This window comes from Chryseobacterium sediminis, from assembly GCF_008386505.1.
Classification (GTDB): Bacteria; Bacteroidota; Bacteroidia; order Flavobacteriales; family Weeksellaceae; genus Chryseobacterium; species Chryseobacterium sediminis.
Genome location: NZ_VUNZ01000001.1, coordinates 2,045,177 through 2,065,007, shown reverse-complemented (window position 1 = coordinate 2,065,007; position 19,831 = coordinate 2,045,177). Strand labels below are relative to the sequence as shown.

Here is a 19,831-nt window from a genome sequence, read left to right as displayed (position 1 = left end):
TCGAATTCCGGAATGAGAGAATCACTCCGGAATTTTGTTTTTTATATTAGTGATTGTAAAATTTCTACTTTGTGGGAACCGTTCAGCCCGCTTTCGTCTCTTAATCTCTGAAATTCTTTAAAAGACGGAACATTCAAAACTTCATGCTGAACTTCTTCATTGATGTAGTTTGAATAATGTACAAAAGTAACACCGTCTTCCTTTACAAAAACTTTATATTCAAAGGTGGAAGAATCTAAATTCTTGAAATCTTCCAGAAACTTTTGGATATTGGTTTTATTGTTTGGAACAAATTCCGGGTTTACCGTATAGCTTACTATTACATTGATCATCTCTTCTGTATTTGTGCTTTTATTATGAACTAAATTCCGTTAAATTAATCAGAAAGGAATATATCCTAATACTGACTGCTTTGACGCTCGCTTCGCTCGCGCCCCGGTATTAAAACAAATCGTTTGCTGTAATACTCTTATCGTGCTTCGTATAGTCTACAGGTCTTTTTGCAAAGAAATCATCTAATGAATTCGCAAAAACTTCCTCCTCGAACCATACCATTGGTTTGTATTGTTCCGGAGTGATGTTGTATTTTGTTTTCATGTTGATTTTCTTCAAACTGTCATCCACACGGTATTTCATGAAGTTTAACAGGTCTTCTTTAGAAACGTTGTCGATTTCTCCCAATTCAAAAATCCAGCTAAGGATATCACCTTCTCTTGCGATAGACTCGTCAACCAAAGTGTAGATATCTTCAATATCGCTGTCTGTTAATAAGTCAGGCTGTTCTTCACGGATTTTGTTGATCAGATAGATTCCTGCATTGGCGTGAATTTGCTCATCTACTGAAGTCCATGCGATAATATTGGAAACATTTTTCATGAATCCTTTGAATCTTGTGAAAGAAAGAATGATGGCAAACTGCGAGAAAAGAGAAACATTTTCCACTAAAATACTGAATAACAATAAAGCAGAAACATATTCTTTAGGAGTAGCAGAGTTAGCATGCTTTAAAGCATTTCCTAAAAACTCGATTCTTCCTTTTACAGCAGGAATTTCAATAACGTTAAGGAATTCATCATTATATCCTAATACCTCTAATAAACGGGAATATGCTTCAGAATGACGAAACTCGCATTCTGCAAAAGTAGATCCTAATCCATTGAATTCCGGCTTTGGAAGGTGGTTGTATAAATTTCCCCAGAATGTCTTTACAGACACCTCGATCTGTGCAATGGCTAACAGCGCATTTTTCACAGCGTGCTTTTCATGTGGTTCCAACTGCGAATGAAAATCCTGAACATCTGCAGTAAAGTCCACTTCCGAATGCACCCAGAACGATTTGTTGATTGCCTCTACAAATTGTAGAACTTCAGGGTATTCAAATGGCTTATAGCTTACTCTTTTATCAAAAATTCCCATATTAAATATCTTTATAATTAAATAATTTAGATCTCTGTGGATAACGTTCCGGAAATACTTAACTTTTTGTTTGTCTGCGTGTTGTAAAATAAAGTTATTCACTTTCGCAAAACCATATTTCTTGTAAAGAACTAATAGCAAAGTTCGAAAAAAAGAACTGATTTTGAAAGGGGTAAATACTAATCGGCTGACTTTTAGCTGGAAAAGTTTTCCACATTTACATGAAACTGGCTAGAATAATAGGCTAGACCACTATCTTGAGGGTAAATACATGGAAATCTAAAGTTACAGTTAAACAAAAATATATAAAGTATTACTAATAAAGGTTTAAAGCATTAAACAAAAAAATATTTGAATAAATTTTTATTCTTGTAACAATTTGAAAATATCATCTACTTATTGGGTATAAAACATACATCACTTAATGTTAGTAATTCAGGATTTAAATAAGTCATACGATACAGGGAAAAGCAAACTTCATGTTCTCAAAGGAATTAATCTGAATATTTCTGAGGGCGAGTTTGTTTCTATTATGGGAAGTTCCGGTTCCGGAAAATCTACACTTCTTAATATTATTGGGATTCTGGATGAAAAAGATTCGGGAACCTATGAATTGGATGGAGTTCCTATTGAACATTTATCAGAAGTAAAAGCTGCAGAATACAGAAGTAAGTTTTTGGGATTTATTTTTCAGTCTTTTAATCTTATCAATTATAAAACAGCTTTGGAAAACGTAGCACTTCCTCTGTACTACCAGAATGTACCGAGAAAAGAGCGTAACCAGAAAGCTATGGAATATCTGGAAAAAGTAGGACTGGCACAATGGGCTAACCACCTTCCGAGTGAACTTTCCGGAGGACAAAAGCAAAGAGTTGCCATTGCAAGAGCATTGATAACAAATCCAAAAGTTGTTTTGGCTGATGAACCTACCGGAGCATTGGACTCTAAAACCACTCATGATATTATGAAACTTCTTCAGGACATCAACAATGAAGGAAAAACAATCATCGTTGTAACCCACGAACCGGATGTTGCTGCACAGACCAAAAGAAATGTAGTACTGAAGGACGGGATTATTGAAAGTGATGAGTTTATTAAGCAAATTGTGCTTTAGAAATTTGAAAATTTGAAAACGAGATAATTTGAAAATTTAGCGGTTCTATTTTTAATCTTTAAATTTTTCAATCTTTTAATACCAATAAAATATGTTTGACCTAGATCGTTGGCAGGAAATATTCAGTTCTATCCGGAGTAATGTACTTCGGACGGTGCTTTCAGGGTTTACGGTAGCTTTGGGACTGTTTATTTTCATTGTGCTTTTTGGAATTGGAAAAGGACTTCAGAATGCATTCTCTGAAGGGTTTGCGGGAGATGCTAAAAATCTTATTATTTTTTCTACAGGAAAAGCCTCTGTTGCTTATAAAGGCCTTCAGTCTGATCGAAATATAACCATGAATAACTCAGACTATGACTTTTTAATTAATGCAGATAAGAAAAAAGCCGGACCCTCCAGTCCAAGATATAGTGCCAGTTTAATGGTGAAATATGGAAAAGAAAGTGGTCTTTATCAGATTAATGGAGCCGAGCCAGGGGAGCAAGTCATTGAAAATAGAAAAATTATTGATGGCAGGTATCTGACAGATATGGATTTGGAAAGAAAATTAAATGTTGCTGTTATTGGAAGAATGGTTCAGAGGGATTTGATCAAAAATGGAAGCCCGATAGGAAAAGAACTTGATATTAATGGAACGATGTATAAGGTGATTGGTGTTTTTTCAGATGATGGAGGAGATAGAGATGAAAGACATATTACCGTTCCGATTACCACTTTACAACAGATGAAGAAAGGGTCTGATACTGTAAACATTGCCTATATTACATACAATGATAAACTGACTCCGGACCAGGCCATTAAGTATGGTGATGAGCTTAAAGATAAATTAAAAGCGAGAAAAAGTGTTTCTCCTGATGATGAAAACGGAGTGCGTGTCTGGAACAATGCGAAAAACATGAATGATACATTTATGTTTATGGCAGTTCTTACGGCGATTGTTGGATTTATTGGTCTTGGGACGCTGCTTGCTGGAATTATCGGGATCAGTAATATCATGGTTTATATCGTGAAAGAAAGAACCAAAGAAATAGGAGTACGAAAAGCCATTGGAGCAAAGCCAAGCGGAATTGTAGGATTGATCGTTCAGGAAAGTGTTGTGATTACAGTGGTTTCCGGACTTGTTGGAGTAGGAATAGGTGTTTTGACCCTAAACCTTATCGGCAACAGTCTTGAAGAGTTTTTCATTAAAAATCCAAGTGTAGGCTGGGGATCCATTATTATGGCATTCATTGCTTTGATTTTCTCAGGACTGATTGCAGGATTTGTACCGGCATACAGAGCTTCAAGAATTAAACCGATCGAAGCATTGAGAACAGAGTAATTAGTGTAAAAAAGAAATGAAGTAAATTCATAATTTATAACTTATAATTCAACAAGGTGAATATCATATTTAAAAAAGACACTTGGCAGGAGATTTATTACTCACTGAGGAATAATAAACTCCGAACATTTCTTACCATGATTGGCGTAGGATGGGGGATGTTTTTGTATGTAAGCCTTCTTGGAGCAGCAAAAGGAATGGAGAATGGTTTTGATAAATTATTTTCCGGTTTTGCTACCAATTCAATATTTCTGTGGGCACAGAAAACATCTATTCCATATGAAGGATTTCCTAAAGGAAGAGAAGTTCACCTGAACTTAAATGACATGGAAATGCTGAAAAGAAAAGTAACTGCTATAGATTATATATCACCGCAAAACGCAAGAGGAAGCTTTACCGGAACACCTGGAGAAGTCATGTCAAGAAATGGCAAGAACGGAACGTATTCGCTTACAGGGGATTATTCTGTAGGAAATAAAATTTCAGAAAAGAAACTGATTTTCGGACGATATATCAATGATGCTGATGTTTCCGGGAATAAAAATGTAGTGGTCATCGGAGAAGAGATTTATAAAAACTTCTTTGATGCCAAGAAAAAAGAAAACCCAATCGGGAAATCTATTAATATTAAAGGACTATTCTTCAATGTAATTGGTGTTTTCCGGGTGAAAAAAGGAGGAGGATTTGAAAATGACCAAACAGCTTTCATTCCGCTTTCTACCTATACAAAAATGTATAATGCAGGAGATCAGATAGACATGTTTGCGATTGTAAGTAAACCTAATGCCAATGTGAATTCGGTAGAAGAAGACGTAAAGCAGGAGTTGAAGACAAAAAATAAAGTTTCACCTGAAGATACCAATGCTTTCGGAAGCTTCAACCTGGGAAAAGAATTTAAAAAACTAACAGGCTTTCTTACGGGAATGCAGCTGTTGACTATCATTGTAGGTACACTGACAATCCTTGCCGGAGTAATTGCGATCTCGAATATCCTTTTGATTACGGTAAAAGAAAGAACCAAAGAAATAGGGATCAGGAGAGCATTGGGAGCGAAGCCGGCAGAAGTAAGAAATCAGATTTTGCTGGAAAGTGTGGTGATTACCCTCTCTTCGGGATTATTAGGTTTTATGTTTGGAATTTTTGTGTTGATGATTCTCAATGCCGTTACCCAGGGGCAGGATTCATTTCCTTTCTATAATCCAACGGTCAACTACGGAAACGTATTTGCAGCCATGGCTGTGATGGTGATTTTAGGATTGATTATCGGGATGATCCCTGCGCAGAGAGCGGTGAAAATCAGACCTATTGAAGCATTAAGAACAGAGTAATAATTAATTAAAAAATGAAACAATTTGAAAATAAAGATGAATGGTTAATAAATGCACAGAATCAATCTTTTAATCTTTAAATTTTTCAATCTATTTAATAAAAAATAAACTATACATATGAAAAAGAAATTCACCTGGAAAAAAGCCGTTTATATAGTGTTGGGGCTTTTATTTGCAGTGGCATTGTTCTCAGGGCTTGGCTATCTTATTAAATCGAATTCTCAAGAGGGGGAGGCTTTCCTTACCCGTAATCCTACAATCCAGAATATGGATGATAAAGTAATGGCAACAGGAAAAATTGTTCCCAAAGAAGAAATTGAGATTAAACCCAATATTGCAGGGATTATAGAAAAAATATTAGTAAAAGAAGGAGATAAAGTAGAAGTAGGTCAGCTGATTGCTACAGTGAAAATTGTTCCAAGTATCTCTGAAGTAAACGCAGCTCAGCAAGAAGTTCAGAATGCACAGATTCAGATCAGCAACGCCCAGATGAATGTAGGAAATATGCAGAAGCAGTTTGAGATGCAGGATAAACTGTACAAACAGGGAGTAGCCTCTAAACAGGAGTACCTGAACTCCCAGCAACAGTTGTTTTCTCAGCAGCAGACTCTGAAAAATGCTCAGCAGCAATTGAATACCGCTCAAAAAAGATTGCAGATCGCTAAAACAGGAGCAACCCCTGAACTTAAAGGACAAGGCTTAGCTACTACGGAAATCCGTTCCAAAGCTTCAGGTACTGTACTTGAAGTTCCTGTAAAAGCAGGAAGCCAGGTGATTGAAGCCAATAACTTCAACGCCGGAACTACAATCTGTTCAGTAGCAGATCTGAATGTCTTAATTTTTAAAGGTGAAATTGATGAAGCTCAAGCTGGAAAACTGAGTGAAGGAATGGATATGAACATCGTAATCGGTGCATTACAAAATAAAACGTTCCCGGGAAAACTTACCATGATTGCACCTAAAGGAAAGGATAATGCAGGAACTATCAAATTTCCGGTAGAAGGTAACGTAAGTAATCCTAATAATGAGTATATTAGAGCAGGTTTTTCTGCAAACGGTGAAATTGTTTTGAGTTCTCAGAAAAATGCATTATTATTGGATGAATCTTTAGTTCAGTATGAAAAGAAACAAGGTAAAGACGTTCCTTTCGTAGAAGTGAAACAAAAAGATGGGAAATTCAAGAAAGTATATTTGAAATTGGGGGCTAGTGACGGGATCAACGTTCAGGTTCTTCCGGGGTCAAATATTACAAAAGACACAGAAGTGAAAGTTTGGAATCCGTCTGATAAAGACAAAGAAGAACTGAAAGAAAAGTCTAAGAAAAAATAATAAACTACACTATACACTTTTAAACTGTGAATCCCGAAGGAATTTTTTTCTTCGGGATTCTTTTTTATATCAAAATCTTTTACAAGAGTAAATTCTTATATTTGAGTTAGATAAACTCGTGGGAAATGTGTCGATACGCAAGGAAAACTTATAAATCACATTATGTCTGTTTTAAATGCCGAAAATCATTTAAGCAGCCGGATGCCTATGACATTATACAAAGGATAGAAAAAGAAAAGGTATACCATGGTCCTAATGGAAAGACAGTACTCAAAATAGGGCATGTTTTCACAAAAGCAGAAACAAAAGAATTACAAAAAATTATTTCAGACATTGAAAACCGAACAATAAAATGTCCTGAATGCAGCAATGTGATGGCTGATCTGGGAAAAGATTTCAAAGCCCCTAAAAAAACAGCAGTCAAAGAATGGAAAATTATAGAAAGTCTTTTTAAAACAGGAAAATGCTTTCATTCATGTGGTTGTGACGGGATAGGATATATTCCCAAAAGTCCTAATGACTATGAAACATATTTGAATGAAATTTTGAAGACTTATCAGGAATATTTGGCTGCCTGTCAGAATATTTCCACGGAAGAATGTTCTAATAAAAGTGAAGAAGTTAATTATTGGTCTGGCAAAATTCAGGTGATAAAAGCTGAAATCATAGATAATAAGTTTGAAATCAGATAAATTATTGTAACAAAAAAGAGGATTAAGATGTCTTACTTTTAAATTTAAACTGTATCCCATGAAAAAAGACTATTGGATTCTGCTTCTTTTTATCATTGCGAAATTTGCTCTTCAATACTCTCTGATAAGTCCGGAGTATGAACTCCACAGGGATGAATATCTGCATCTTGATCAGGCCAATCATCTTGCCTGGGGATATTTATCCGTTCCTCCGGTGAATTCCTGGATAGCATGGATAATCAAAATATTAGGAAATTCTATATTTTGGGTTAAATTTTTCCCTGCTCTGTTCGGAGCTTTAACAATAGTGCTGGTGTGGAAAACTGTTGAAGAACTTAACGGAAGTCTCTTTGCCAAAATACTTGCTTCTTTAGGTATTCTGTTCTCAGTACTCCTTCGGGTAAATATGCTGTTTCAGCCTACGTCTTTAGAAATTTTTCTGTGGCTGTTCCTTTATTATACTTTGATTAAATATTTTAATTCCGGAAAAGTAAAATGGATTTACATTGGAGCGATTATTTTTGGAATTGGAGTGTTAAATAAATACAACATTGCTTTTTCGTTATTAGGGCTTATTCCTGCATTATTGCTGACAGAGCAAAGGAAGATTTTTATGCAGTCTCACGTGTATTGGGCTGCTCTTTTAGCTTTGATTATTGTTTTTCCCAATCTTCTCTGGCAGTATCAGAATCATTTTCCGGTTGTTCATCACATGAAAGAGCTTTCGGAAAAGCAGCTTGTGCATGTGGATAGAATGGGTTTTATGAAATCTCAGATTCTCTTTTTTATAGGGGTTGCTTTTGTTATTATAGCAGGGTGGGGAGCATTATTGTTGTACAAGCCTTTTGAGAAATTCAGGTTTTTCTTTTGGAGCTATATCATCACCATTACTCTGTTTTTGTTTTTTAAAGCAAAAGACTATTATGCGATAGGGCTTTATCCGGTATATATTGCTTTTGGATCCGTTTTTCTCGGTCATTTATTTGAAAAGGGATGGAAGAGATTTTTGAAACCGGTTACTGTACTTATCCCGATTCTTTTATTTCTTCCTTTATATAATGTTGCCTTTCCGAATAAGAGCCCCCAGTATATTGAGTCTCATCAGGATCAATACAAAAAGTTCGGACTGCTTCGATGGGAAGACGGAAAAGATCATCCGTTGCCACAGGATTTTGCCGATATGAAAGGCTGGAAAGAATTGGCTCAAAAAGTAGATAAAGAATATTCCCGATTATCAAAGTCAGGAAATACAATGGTACTGTGTGACAATTACGGACAGACGGGCGCTATTAATTACTATTCAAAGGCCGGTGTTGTAGCAATGTCTTTTCATGCGGACTATATCAATTGGATAGATTTAAGCAAAAAATATAAAAACGTTATCAGAGTCAAAGATGCCCCCGAAGCAGGAAAAGAACTTCAAGAATCCGGTTCTTTTTTTGAAGTGGCAAAATTATATGATTCTATTGCCAATCCCTACGCAAGAGAAAGAGGAACAGCAATTTTCAGTTTACAGGGAGCGAAAATAGATATCAATAAAAGAATTCAGGATGAAATTGATGAGACTAAAAATGAATGGAAGTAGTTTTCATAAGATTGTAAATGATGTTTTGTTGACAAAATAAAGTTAATAGATAAATGTTATTGCAACTTTGTTGCGTTGTTTGATTTTATGTTAACTTTGTACTATCAACTATCAACTATCAACTATCAACTATCAACTATCAACTATCATTTATCAACTGAACTATGGAAAATAAAAACTTTGATGTCATTATAATAGGAGGAAGCTATTCGGGGCTATCAGCAGGAATGTCATTGGGAAGGTCTTTAAGAAATGTCCTTATTATTGATAACGGAAAACCTTGTAACAGACAGACTCCGCATTCACATAACTTTGTTACTCATGATGGAAAAACACCTTCAGAAATTGCAAAACTGGCAAAAGAAGATGTAGAAAAATATAGCACTGTCCGTTTTTATAATGGAACAGTTGTAAAAACAGTAAAAACAACTGAAGGTTTTGAGATTGAAACTTCATCTGGTGAGAAATTTCATGCTAAAAAACTTGTTTTGGCTTCCGGTGTGAAAGATGTGATGCCGGATATTCCAGGATTTGCTGAATGCTGGGGGATTTCTGTTATACATTGCCCGTATTGCCATGGCTATGAAGTGAAAAATGAAGTAACCGGAATTCTTTCCAATGGAGATATGGCTTACGAATTTTCAAAACTGATTTTTAATCTGACTAAAGATCTTACCCTGTTTACTAATGGGAAGGCTGTTCTTACTGATGAACAAATTGAAAAACTAAAGCAGAATAAAATCATCCTTAACGAAGACGAAATTAAAGAGATCAAACATGAAAATGGATCTATCCAAAAAATTGTTTTCAAAAACGGAAAAGAAGTTCCTTTACAGGCTTTATACGCTAAAATTCCTTTTGAACAAAACCTCAATATCTCCAATGATCTGGGATGTGAACTGACGGAACAAGGGTTTATTAAAGTAGATATGATGCAGAAAACAATTGTACCCGGTGTTTTTGCCTGTGGAGACAATGTTACCATGATGCGTTCTGTGGCTAATGCTGTTGCGCAGGGAAATTTTGCAGGTGCCGTGGTCAATAAAGAACTTGCAGACGAAGAATTTTAAAGGATTTTTGATTAGATTAAAAAGAACATAATATTAGATTTATTGAGGGGATTTTTCATTTTTTAGTGTTTAAAATCATTTTTTCAATAGAGAAATCTCAATGAAAATTCCGTACATTTGGGGTGGAAATTTCAAAAACTAAAAGTAAAATGGATATTATTTTCGACCTGATTGAAAAGGAAAGACAAAGACAAACTCACGGATTAGAGCTTATCGCATCAGAAAATTTTGTTTCTGAAAACGTGATGAAAGCAATGGGAAGTGTACTGACAAATAAATATGCTGAAGGATATCCCGGAAAAAGATATTACGGAGGATGTGAAGTTGTAGATGAGGTTGAAACATTGGCTATCAACAGAGCAAAAGAACTTTTCGGAGTAGACTATGTGAATGTTCAGCCCCATTCCGGTTCTCAGGCGAATGCAGCCATTTATCTTGCAGTTTTGAAACCTGGTGATAAAATCATGGGGATGGATCTTTCGATGGGAGGACACCTTACTCACGGTTCTGCAGTGAATTTTTCTGGTATTCAATATAATGTGGTTTCTTATGGAGTTCAGCAGGAAACAGGTCTTATTGACTATGACCAGATGAGAGAAGTAGCGTTGAGAGAAAAACCAAAAATGCTTATTGCTGGTTTCTCAGCGTATTCAAGAGATTTGGATTATGCTAAATTCAGAGAAGTGGCAGATGAAGTGGGCGCTACACTTTGGGCAGATATTGCTCACCCTGCAGGTTTAGTAGCAAAAGGATTATTAAACTCACCATTCGAGCATTGTCATGTAGTAACTACCACTACTCACAAAACCTTAAGAGGTCCAAGAGGAGGTATGATCATGATGGGGAAAGATTTTGAAAATACGTATGGCCACAAAACTCCAAAAGGAGAAATCAAAATGATGAGCCAGGTATTAGACGGAGCTGTATTCCCAGGTATTCAGGGAGGTCCGCTTGAGCATGTGATCGCTGGTAAAGCAGTAGCTTTCGGTGAAGCTTTGGACGGACAGTTTGAAACGTATGCAAAACAAGTTAAGTCCAATGCTCAGGCACTATCAAAAGCAATGATCGACAGAGGATTTGATATCGTAAGCGGAGGTACAGACAACCACTTGATGCTGGTAGACCTTAGAAATAAAGGTGTGAATGGTAAAGAAACAGAAAAAGCATTAGTACTTGCTGATATTACCTGCAACAAAAACATGGTTCCTTTTGATGATAAATCTCCATTTACAACATCTGGTATCAGATTAGGAACAGCAGCAATTACAACAAGAGGATTGAAAGAAAATGATATGGATACTATTGCAGGATTGATTTCTGAAGTGGTAGACAACATCAAAAATGAAGAAGTTCTTACATCCGTAAGAAAGAAAGTTAATGAATTAATGGAAGGAAAAGCTTTGTTTAATTATTAACAGGCATTTCAATATCATATAAAGAATGAGCAAACTGCTCATTCTTTTTTTATTCAAATGGAAAAGAAATCGTATACTTTCGAGGAAATCAAACAGAAACTGGTGAATTACTGTGTTTACCAGGACCGTTGCCATGCAGAAGTGGAACAGAAGATGAGAGAGTTTCTGCTTATTGATGAAGCTAAAGAAGAAATCATTTTATATCTCCTGAAAGAAAACTATCTGAATGAAGAAAGGTTTACACGAAGCTATATCAGAGGCAAATTTTATATTAAACATTGGGGGAAGACCAAAATAAAAATGAATCTGAAGCAAAAACAGATTTCAGAAAGGTTAATCAACTCATGTTTTGATGAAATAGATGACTCTGATTATGAGAAGACTATCAGAAAAATTTTTGAAGGGTATTATTCTAAACAAATCGGTTTGAAAGAATATCAAAAAAAAACCAAGACTATAAAACATTTGATGAGTAAAGGTTTTGAATATGAGAAAATAATTGATATTTTTGAATAATATATTAATGAATTAAAAAAAACTTGACGTATGACTTTTAACAACAAAACAATCAGTTCATTGAAAGAGATTGATACATAAATATTTATAATTATTTTAAAGATAAAACAGCTGGAGTAAGGAATTTTTATAGATAAATATCGCCTTTTTAAGACTTTATATGGTATGATTTTTGTCTGTGAACCTAGCTGTACCGTAATGAAATTGTGAGATTTCATAAATATAACATCAAATTTATTTTTGATTTCAACATATTGAAATAAATTTATTTTATTTTTGCATGATTGTATCGGAAATATATTTGGTCAGATGATCAGATATTACATTTTAATTAAATATGAACACCAATATAGACAATGTACGATTCTCTTAGAAAAACAATATTTGGAGGGGATAATGTTGTCAATCTCTCAGACGTAAGATACCTTCCTAGATGGATAATTCTTGTAATAGACATTATTATTCTGGTTATATCTTTATTTCTTTCTACTTACATTATCGAAAAAATTACCAAGCAGGAATTTATATACCATGAAGATAAAAGCTTAATCTTTGCTTTTATTATTCTGGCGAATACTGCTTTTATGTATCTCTTCAAGACATATGCCGGAATTATCCGCCATTCAACCTTTATAGATTTATTTAAGCTTCTGATATCCTGCTTTTGCACAATGCTGGCTATTGGAACCATCAATATTCTTTATTTCTGGACTACGGGGTCTAAGTTTATACTTACTCCCTATCTGATCCTCTATTTTGTAATTTCATTTATGGGATTATTTCTTTTCAGATTATATGTGAAAGAATTTTTCCATATTGTAAGAGAATACAGAAGAAGTGCATTGAAAAAAAGAATCTTGGTGCTGGGAATTGATGAACAATCAATTGCAATTGCACGTGCTATTCTGGATAATCCGAGCCTGCCTTATCAGGTAGTAGGCTTTTTAACTCAAAGAACAGATTCTAAAAGGGCATCTCTGCTAGGAAAACCCATTTACGGAAAACAAAAAATAGAAGAAAATACGAAAGAAGATCTTATTATTGACGGGATTCTCATTGTGAAAGAGATGATGGCCAGAGATGAGATGAATGCGTGGGTGAATTTATTTTTGGAAAAGGATCTTAATGTCTTTAAAGCACCATCTGTACAAAAATTAAGAGACAGTGATTTGGGAGGATCTATCAGAAATCTTCAGATTGAAGACTTGTTAAATAGAAAACCTATCAAAATTCAGAATGAAAAAGTCAAGAGCAGACATTTTGATAAAACAGTATTAGTAACCGGTGGAGCAGGATCCATAGGAAGTGAAATTGTAAGACAGGTAGCTAACTTTAACCCTTCTTTAATTGTAATTCTGGACCAAGCAGAAACCCCTCTTTATGAAATTGAACTCGAAATGAGGGATAAGTTTCCTCATATTGCTTTCAAATTTGTTTTAGGAGATGTTTCTAACCATCATAGAATGGAATCTTTGTTCCAGACATACAACTTCTCAATGGTGTACCATGCTGCTGCTTATAAGCATGTACCTTTGGTAGAAGAAAACCCTCATGAAGCAATTTTTGTTAATATATTAGGCTCAAAGATTGTTGCAAAATTATCCAGCAAGTATAAAGTAAACAGGTTTGTAATGGTATCTACAGATAAAGCTGTAAATCCTACCAACGTTATGGGAGCTTCAAAACGAGCTGCAGAACTTTTTGTACAGTCGCTTCAAAATGTAGAGGGAAATGTTACCAAGTTTATTACAACTAGATTTGGAAACGTATTAGGATCCAACGGTTCTGTAATTCCTCATTTTAAAAAACAAATTGAAGCTGGAGGTCCGGTAACCATCACCCATCCGGAAATTGTGAGATATTTCATGACTATTCCGGAGGCATGTGAACTCGTACTTCAGGCTGGAACAATGGGAGAAGGTGGTGAAATTTTTGTCTTTGATATGGGTGAACCTGTTAAAATTCTTGATCTAGCGAAAAGAATGATCAAATTATCAGGATTTGAACCTAATATTGATATTAAGATCATTTATACAGGACTAAGGCCTGGGGAAAAGCTATATGAAGAACTTTTGAGTGATGATGCGAAAACTCTTCCTACCCATAATGATAAAATTATGATCTCTAAAGACCCTTCTATGGGATTTGAAGAAATAGATACGCTTAGCACACAAATTACTAAAGCCTCCCTTAGAAGAGATAAAGTGGAAGTAGTAAGGATTCTTAAAACTATAGTGCCGGAATTCAGAAGTAATAATTCAATCTATGAGGCTCTAGATAAATAGGTGAAAAATAAATGTATATTTGTAGAATTTAACAATATAATGAAAGGAAAAATATTAGCATTAATCTTGGTGTCCTCTTTAGTGATTTCCTGTAAGGTTAATCCCAACGCGAAGAATGATTTAAATTATATGCAGAATATAGAACAGGTTGCAATCAATGCTTCTGCTAAAAATTCTGCAAATACAATTCAAGCAGGGGATCAGCTTATTATTCTTATCACTGCAAAGGATATGGATGTTGTGAAACCTTTTAATCAAAACTACTCCTCATCAGAACTTGTTCAAACGAATGCTGTAGCAGGAGGAAATACTCCAAATCAAGGAGCAACAATACTTTCAGGTCCTACATATATTGTGGATGCCAATGGTGATATTGACTTTCCAATATTGGGAAAACTGAATACATCAGATAAAAGTTTGACAACGTTTAAAGATGAATTAAGGGAAAAGATGACAAAATATGTCATTAACCCTACCGTTAATATTAGACTGTCAAATTTTAAAATTACTGTATTAGGAGAAGTAAATAGACAGGGTGACTATACTATTGCAAATGGACAAGCAACTATCTTAAATGCATTGGGGATGGCTGGTGATTTGACTCAGTATGGAAAAAGAGAAGATATATTGGTTGTAAGAACAGAAAATGGCGTTGTTTCTCATGGTCGTATTAACCTTCATGATGCTAATTTAATTAATTCTCCATATTATAACCTGAAACAAGGGGATGCCATTATTGTTTCTTCAAACAATACAAAAGATGTTATGGCAAAACAAAATCCAAATACAGGTCTTTACCTAACGGCAATTTCTATCGGTATTACAGCCATAGCAGTAGTGGTAAGTTTATTTAATAAGAAATAAAAATTGATGGATAACCAGAAAACTTCACAATTTTCAGAGGAAGAAAACAGCATAATCAAGATTAATATTGGTGAAATTATAAAACCATATATCCGAAAATGGCCTTGGTTTATTATAAGTGCATTTATTGCCCTGATAATAGGCTACATTTCATTGAAGTTTATGGTTCCTGTATATGGTGTACAGTCTACAATTCTTATCAAAGACGCTAAAAATTCCTCTTCATCAGTAATGGCAAATGATTTGGGAGTATTACCTGATTTGTCAGGAATTGGAGGTCTTAAAACCAATAGCATAGCCAATGAAATTGAAGTTTTGAAGTCGAAAAAGATGATGAGTGAAGTTATCAACAATTTAAATCTTCAAACTAATATTACAGCAAAAGGAAAAATAAGAACCTTAGAGCTATATAAAGAAACTTCACCGGTAGAAGTGAGAGTAATTGGAGAGAAAAAAGATAAAGGCTCTGTAAATACAATTCAACTTGCCATCAATGGAGAGAAGTTAACTTTGAATGGAGGAAGTCTTAAGAAAGATATTGTAACAACTTATGGTAAAACAATAAGTTTACCATTTGCTAATATTATAATAACGAAAAATCCCAAATTTAACTCTGCAGAAGTTAAAGGTCTAAATACAAATAATCTGGTACTTCAGATATCTTCTCTGGAAGCTGCCGTAAATAGTCTTCAAGGGCCACTTAATGTAGATCTTGTCAATAGAGAAACTACCGTCCTGAAACTTGGATATCAGTACCCTCAGATCTCAAAAGCCAAAGATATTATCAATACTCTGATCGTAGCTTATAATAATGATGCTATTGTAGATAAAAATTCAGAATCAAAAAAGACTTTGGATTTCATTGAAGATAGAATTAAAAAATTATCAGGTGAGCTGGGAGAAGTTGAAAATCAGAAAGAAAGCTTTAAATCTAAAAATAATCTTACTGATTTAGAAACGGAAGCTAAAATTAATTTAGAAAGCTCTGCTGCTGCCAGAGCTAAGCAACTGGATGTGGATGCTCAGCTTGAATTAACAACAGCACTTATAGGCTATGTTTCTAAACAAGGACAGTATCAGGTTCTGCCCGCAAATGTTGGATTGAATAACCCTGAAGCAATATCAGGAATATCTTCATATAATCAGCTTGTTGTACAGAGAAACAGATTACTTGAATCTGCTACGCCGGAAAACCCTACTGTGGTAGATGTTACAAAGCAAATTAATGCAATGCGTAGCACTATAATGCAGACGCTACAAAGGAATAGAGTGGGGCTGGAGCTGGCAAAAAATGAATATTTAGGAGAACAAAATAAAGTTTCCGGGAAAATATCAAAACTTCCTTCTATAGAAAAAATGTTCAGAAGTATAGAAAGACAGCAACAGATTAAAGAGAACCTGTACCTGCTTTTACTTCAGAAAAGAGAGGAAACGGCTATTGCACAGTCTATTATTGCCCCAAAAGCAAAAGTTCTAGATGCTGCGTATGCTTCACCAGCAGCAATTTCTCCTAAAACCAATGTTATTTTGACGGTTTATCTGGTTGCAGGTCTGCTAATTCCTTTTATTATTATTTATTTGACAATGCTTTTCAATAATAAGATTATTACTAAACATGATCTTGAGAAGATTGTACACGCTCCTATTATTGCAGAATTACCAAGCCTTGAAAAAGGAGATTCTGAAATAGTAAAAATGAATGATATTACTCCTATGGCGGAAGCATTTAGAATTCTTATTACCAATATGAATTTCATGCTTTCAAAAGAGAAAAAAGGGAAAGTAGTATTTGTTACTTCAACCGTAAAAGGGGAAGGGAAAACATTCACATCTGTAAATTTGGCTTTAACATTGGCAAACCCTAAGAAAAAAGCAATTATCATCGGATCTGATATCAGAAACCCTCAGCTTCAAAGATATAATCCTGCAAGAAAAGGACTTGCTGGGCTTACGGAGTATCTTTACAATGACGACACTAAACTTGCAGATATTATTCATGTATCATCTTTCAATCCTTATCTGGATGTAATTTATTCAGGAATGATTCCTCCGAATCCAACAGAATTGTTATCTAATGGTCGTTATGAGGTTCTTCTTAGTGAGTTGAAAGAGAAATATGAATACATTATTCTGGACACTGCGCCATTACTTCTTGTAACGGACACTTTCCTTATTGCTGAGCTTTCTGATGTTACAATTTATGTATCCAGATCTAAATACACAGAAAAATCATTATTAGAATTTGCAAATAGCAATATCGATCAGAAAAAAATCAAAAATGTAGGATTTGTACTTAATGATGTAAGCAGGGAAAATTTAGGATATAGCAATAAATATGGTTATGGATATAATCAACATACAGAACAATCTTGGTTTCAAAAAATAAAAAATAAATTTAGTTAATGATAACAACATATAAAATAGCGGTTATAGGCCAGGGTTATGTAGGTCTTCCCTTATCTCTTGAATTTGCAGATCACTATCCTGTTTTTGGTTTTGATATCAATGCACAGCGTGTTGACCAGCTTAATAACGGAAAAGATATAACGCTTGAAGCAGATGTTGATAAACTAAATAACGGACTGAAAAAATACACTGAATCCAATGGTTCTTTAGGCTACAAAGCAACAAGCCTGTTGTCTGATATTTCTGAAGCCAATGTATTCATTGTAACAGTTCCTACCCCTATTGATAAATATAATGCTCCGGATCTGAATCCTTTGATTTCTGCTTCAAAAATGTTGGGAGAAATTATCAAAAAAGGAGATATTATTATTTATGAATCTACTGTTTTCCCTGGATGTACAGAAGAAGAATGTGTACCGGTTCTTGAAAAATATTCTGGACTTCAGTTTAACGAAGACTTTTTTGTAGGATACTCTCCGGAAAGAATTAATCCGGGGGATAAAGTAAATACGCTTACCAGTGTTAAAAAAGTAACTTCAGGCTCTACGGAAAAGATTGCCGAAGAAGTAGATAATCTATATAAGAAAATCATTACAGCCGGAACTCATAAAGCACCCAGCATCAAAGTAGCAGAAGCCTCAAAAGCTATTGAAAATGCACAAAGAGACGTTAATATTTCTTTTGTTAACGAATTAGCGTTAATTTTCGATAGAGTAGGAATCGATACCAATGATGTATTGGAAGCGGCAGGTACGAAATATAATTTCCTAAAATATAAACCGGGATTAGTAGGAGGACATTGTATCTCTGTAGATCCTTATTACCTTGCGCACAAGGCAGAACAGTTAGGATACCACCCGGATGTTATTTTATCTGGAAGACGTGTGAATGACTCTATTGCAAAGTTTGTTGCGGCTAAAGTAGTGAAGCTTCTTATTGCAAAAGGTGGAGTGATCAAAAATTCTAATGCCTTGATTTTAGGAGTTACATTTAAAGAAAATTGTCCGGATGTCAGAAATACTAAAGTAGTTGATATTTATAGAGAACTTGCTGATTACGGAGTAAATGTGGATATTTATGATCCTTGGGCTAGCAAAGAGGAAGTAAAGCATGAATATGGAATTGATATTCTGGATGCTCTGCAGGAAGGAAAAAAGTATGATTCTTTAGTTATTGCAGTATCTCATAACGAGTTTCTGGAAATGGATATGGATCAGCTTAAAAAAGAAAATGCTGTGGTTTTTGATACCAAAGCATGTTTAGACAGAAATCTGGTGGATGCAAGACTGTAACAGATCATGAATTATGATATTATAATCATTGGTGCGGGTTTGGTAGGATTGGCTACAGCCTATCAGACTAAGCTGAAAAATCCTGATTCTAAGATTTTAATTTTAGAAAAAGAAAACGATGTCGCATTGCACCAATCGGGACATAACAGTGGAGTAATTCATAGTGGTATTTATTATAAACCGGGAAGTCTTAAGGCAAAAAATTGTATCGAAGGATATAACTCAGTAATTAATTTTGCCGAGAAATATGGAATAAGATATGACCTTTGCGGCAAAATAATCGTAGCGACTTCACAGGAAGAATTACCCCTTTTAGATAATATTTATAAAAGAGGTGTTGAAAACGGTCTACAGGATTTAAAATACCTTTCAAGAGAAGAATTTCGTGAAATTGAGCCACATTGTGAGGGCGTAAAAGCAATTAAAGTTCCACAGACCGGAATTGTTGATTATCCGGGAATAGCCAAAAAAATAAAAGAACTTTTTGAGGAATTAGGAGGAGAAGTAAGATTTAACAATGAAGTAAAAAATATCATTGATAAAGGATCTGAAATTATTGTAAACACTAATATCTCCGAATTTAAAACCAAAAAGCTGATTTCCTGTGCAGGACTCTATTCTGACAAGATTACCAAAATGACCAACGAAAAAAACGACGTGGTCATTATTCCGTTCAGAGGAGAATATTATAAAATTAAGGATGAAAAAAAATATTTGGTAAAACATCTTATTTACCCGGTTCCTGACCCTAGTTTTCCGTTCCTTGGAGTACACTTTACCAGAATGATTGATGGTAATATTGAAGCCGGCCCTAATGCAGTTCTGGCTTTTAAAAAGGAAGGATACCATTTTTTCGATTTCAATTTCAACGAAACTATGCAGACCATGTTATGGCCGGGATTTAGGAAAATTGTTGCGAAATACGGAAAAACAGGAATGGGAGAAATGCATCGTTCACTTTCCAAATCTGCATTTACAAAAGCTTTACAGAAACTTTTACCGGAAATACAGGAAAACGATCTTGTAGCTGGAGGTTCTGGGGTAAGGGCTCAGGCTTGTGACAGAAATGGAGGATTGATTGATGATTTTGATATCGTGAAGAACGGAAACATCATTCACGTTAGAAATGCACCTTCTCCGGCAGCCACTTCCTGCCTTTCTATAGGAAATAAAATCAGTGAGCTTATCGTGAATTAAA

General features: G+C 34.8%; 16 protein-coding genes. 14 read left to right on the top strand and 2 right to left on the bottom strand.

Features of this window, described 5'->3' with window-relative positions:
* Window positions 1–41: 41 nt before the first annotated feature.
* Together FW780_RS09370 and FW780_RS09365 are read right to left on the bottom strand one after the other, a co-directional pair.
* Window positions 42–332 (bottom strand): hypothetical protein, encoded by a 291-nt coding sequence (locus FW780_RS09370; protein WP_149833339.1) that lies wholly within the window; start codon window positions 330–332, stop codon window positions 42–44.
* A 109-nt stretch (window positions 333–441) separates the two neighbouring features.
* Entirely contained in the window at window positions 442–1,416 is a 975-nt protein-coding gene (locus FW780_RS09365) for a ribonucleotide-diphosphate reductase subunit beta (protein WP_149833338.1), read from the bottom strand.
* A 424-nt stretch (window positions 1,417–1,840) separates the two neighbouring features.
* Between FW780_RS09365 and FW780_RS09360 the strand changes: the two genes are divergently transcribed.
* From FW780_RS09360 to lhgO, 14 genes are all read left to right on the top strand, one after another.
* Window positions 1,841–2,530: an ABC transporter ATP-binding protein gene (locus FW780_RS09360; RefSeq protein WP_047386828.1), complete on the top strand. Its 690-nt coding sequence runs from the start codon at window positions 1,841–1,843 to the stop codon at window positions 2,528–2,530.
* Window positions 2,531–2,621: 91 nt separating this feature from the next.
* The gene (locus tag FW780_RS09355; RefSeq protein WP_149833337.1) at window positions 2,622–3,851 is read left to right on the top strand and encodes an ABC transporter permease; all 1,230 of its coding nucleotides are present in this window, start codon (window positions 2,622–2,624) and stop codon (window positions 3,849–3,851) included.
* Between the two features lie 56 nt (window positions 3,852–3,907).
* Window positions 3,908–5,179 (top strand): ABC transporter permease, encoded by a 1,272-nt coding sequence (locus FW780_RS09350; RefSeq protein WP_149833336.1) that lies wholly within the window; start codon window positions 3,908–3,910, stop codon window positions 5,177–5,179.
* A gap of 117 nt (window positions 5,180–5,296) precedes the next feature.
* Window positions 5,297–6,508 carry an efflux RND transporter periplasmic adaptor subunit gene (locus FW780_RS09345; protein ID WP_174774448.1) on the top strand — a complete coding sequence of 404 codons (1,212 nt, stop codon included), beginning with the start codon at window positions 5,297–5,299 and terminating at the stop codon, window positions 6,506–6,508.
* A 125-nt stretch (window positions 6,509–6,633) separates the two neighbouring features.
* On the top strand, window positions 6,634–7,200 hold the full coding sequence (locus tag FW780_RS09340; protein WP_149833334.1) for a hypothetical protein: 567 nt from the start codon (window positions 6,634–6,636) through the stop codon (window positions 7,198–7,200).
* A gap of 58 nt (window positions 7,201–7,258) precedes the next feature.
* The gene (locus FW780_RS09335; protein ID WP_149833333.1) at window positions 7,259–8,785 is read left to right on the top strand and encodes a glycosyltransferase family 39 protein; all 1,527 of its coding nucleotides are present in this window, start codon (window positions 7,259–7,261) and stop codon (window positions 8,783–8,785) included.
* A 164-nt stretch (window positions 8,786–8,949) separates the two neighbouring features.
* Window positions 8,950–9,855 (top strand): NAD(P)/FAD-dependent oxidoreductase, encoded by a 906-nt coding sequence (locus FW780_RS09330; protein WP_149833332.1) that lies wholly within the window; start codon window positions 8,950–8,952, stop codon window positions 9,853–9,855.
* A gap of 149 nt (window positions 9,856–10,004) precedes the next feature.
* Window positions 10,005–11,270: a serine hydroxymethyltransferase gene (gene glyA / locus FW780_RS09325; protein WP_047378780.1), complete on the top strand. Its 1,266-nt coding sequence runs from the start codon at window positions 10,005–10,007 to the stop codon at window positions 11,268–11,270.
* 51 nt (window positions 11,271–11,321) lie between these two features.
* The gene (locus FW780_RS09320; RefSeq protein WP_167510694.1) at window positions 11,322–11,786 is read left to right on the top strand and encodes a regulatory protein RecX; all 465 of its coding nucleotides are present in this window, start codon (window positions 11,322–11,324) and stop codon (window positions 11,784–11,786) included.
* A 356-nt stretch (window positions 11,787–12,142) separates the two neighbouring features.
* The gene (locus FW780_RS09315; RefSeq protein WP_149833330.1) at window positions 12,143–14,071 is read left to right on the top strand and encodes a polysaccharide biosynthesis protein; all 1,929 of its coding nucleotides are present in this window, start codon (window positions 12,143–12,145) and stop codon (window positions 14,069–14,071) included.
* Window positions 14,072–14,110: 39 nt separating this feature from the next.
* The gene (locus FW780_RS09310) at window positions 14,111–14,935 is read left to right on the top strand and encodes a polysaccharide biosynthesis/export family protein (RefSeq protein WP_149833329.1); all 825 of its coding nucleotides are present in this window, start codon (window positions 14,111–14,113) and stop codon (window positions 14,933–14,935) included.
* A 6-nt stretch (window positions 14,936–14,941) separates the two neighbouring features.
* A complete protein-coding gene (locus tag FW780_RS09305) occupies window positions 14,942–17,338 on the top strand; it encodes a GumC family protein (RefSeq protein WP_149833328.1) in 2,397 nt (798 codons plus the stop codon).
* Complete coding sequence (locus FW780_RS09300; RefSeq protein WP_149833327.1) at window positions 17,338–18,633, top strand: nucleotide sugar dehydrogenase; 1,296 nt, start codon at window positions 17,338–17,340, stop codon at window positions 18,631–18,633. The genes FW780_RS09305 and FW780_RS09300 overlap by 1 nt, the downstream gene beginning before the upstream one ends.
* A gap of 6 nt (window positions 18,634–18,639) precedes the next feature.
* Window positions 18,640–19,830 (top strand): L-2-hydroxyglutarate oxidase, encoded by a 1,191-nt coding sequence (gene lhgO, locus FW780_RS09295; RefSeq protein WP_149833326.1) that lies wholly within the window; start codon window positions 18,640–18,642, stop codon window positions 19,828–19,830.
* Window position 19,831: the final 1 nt, after the last annotated feature.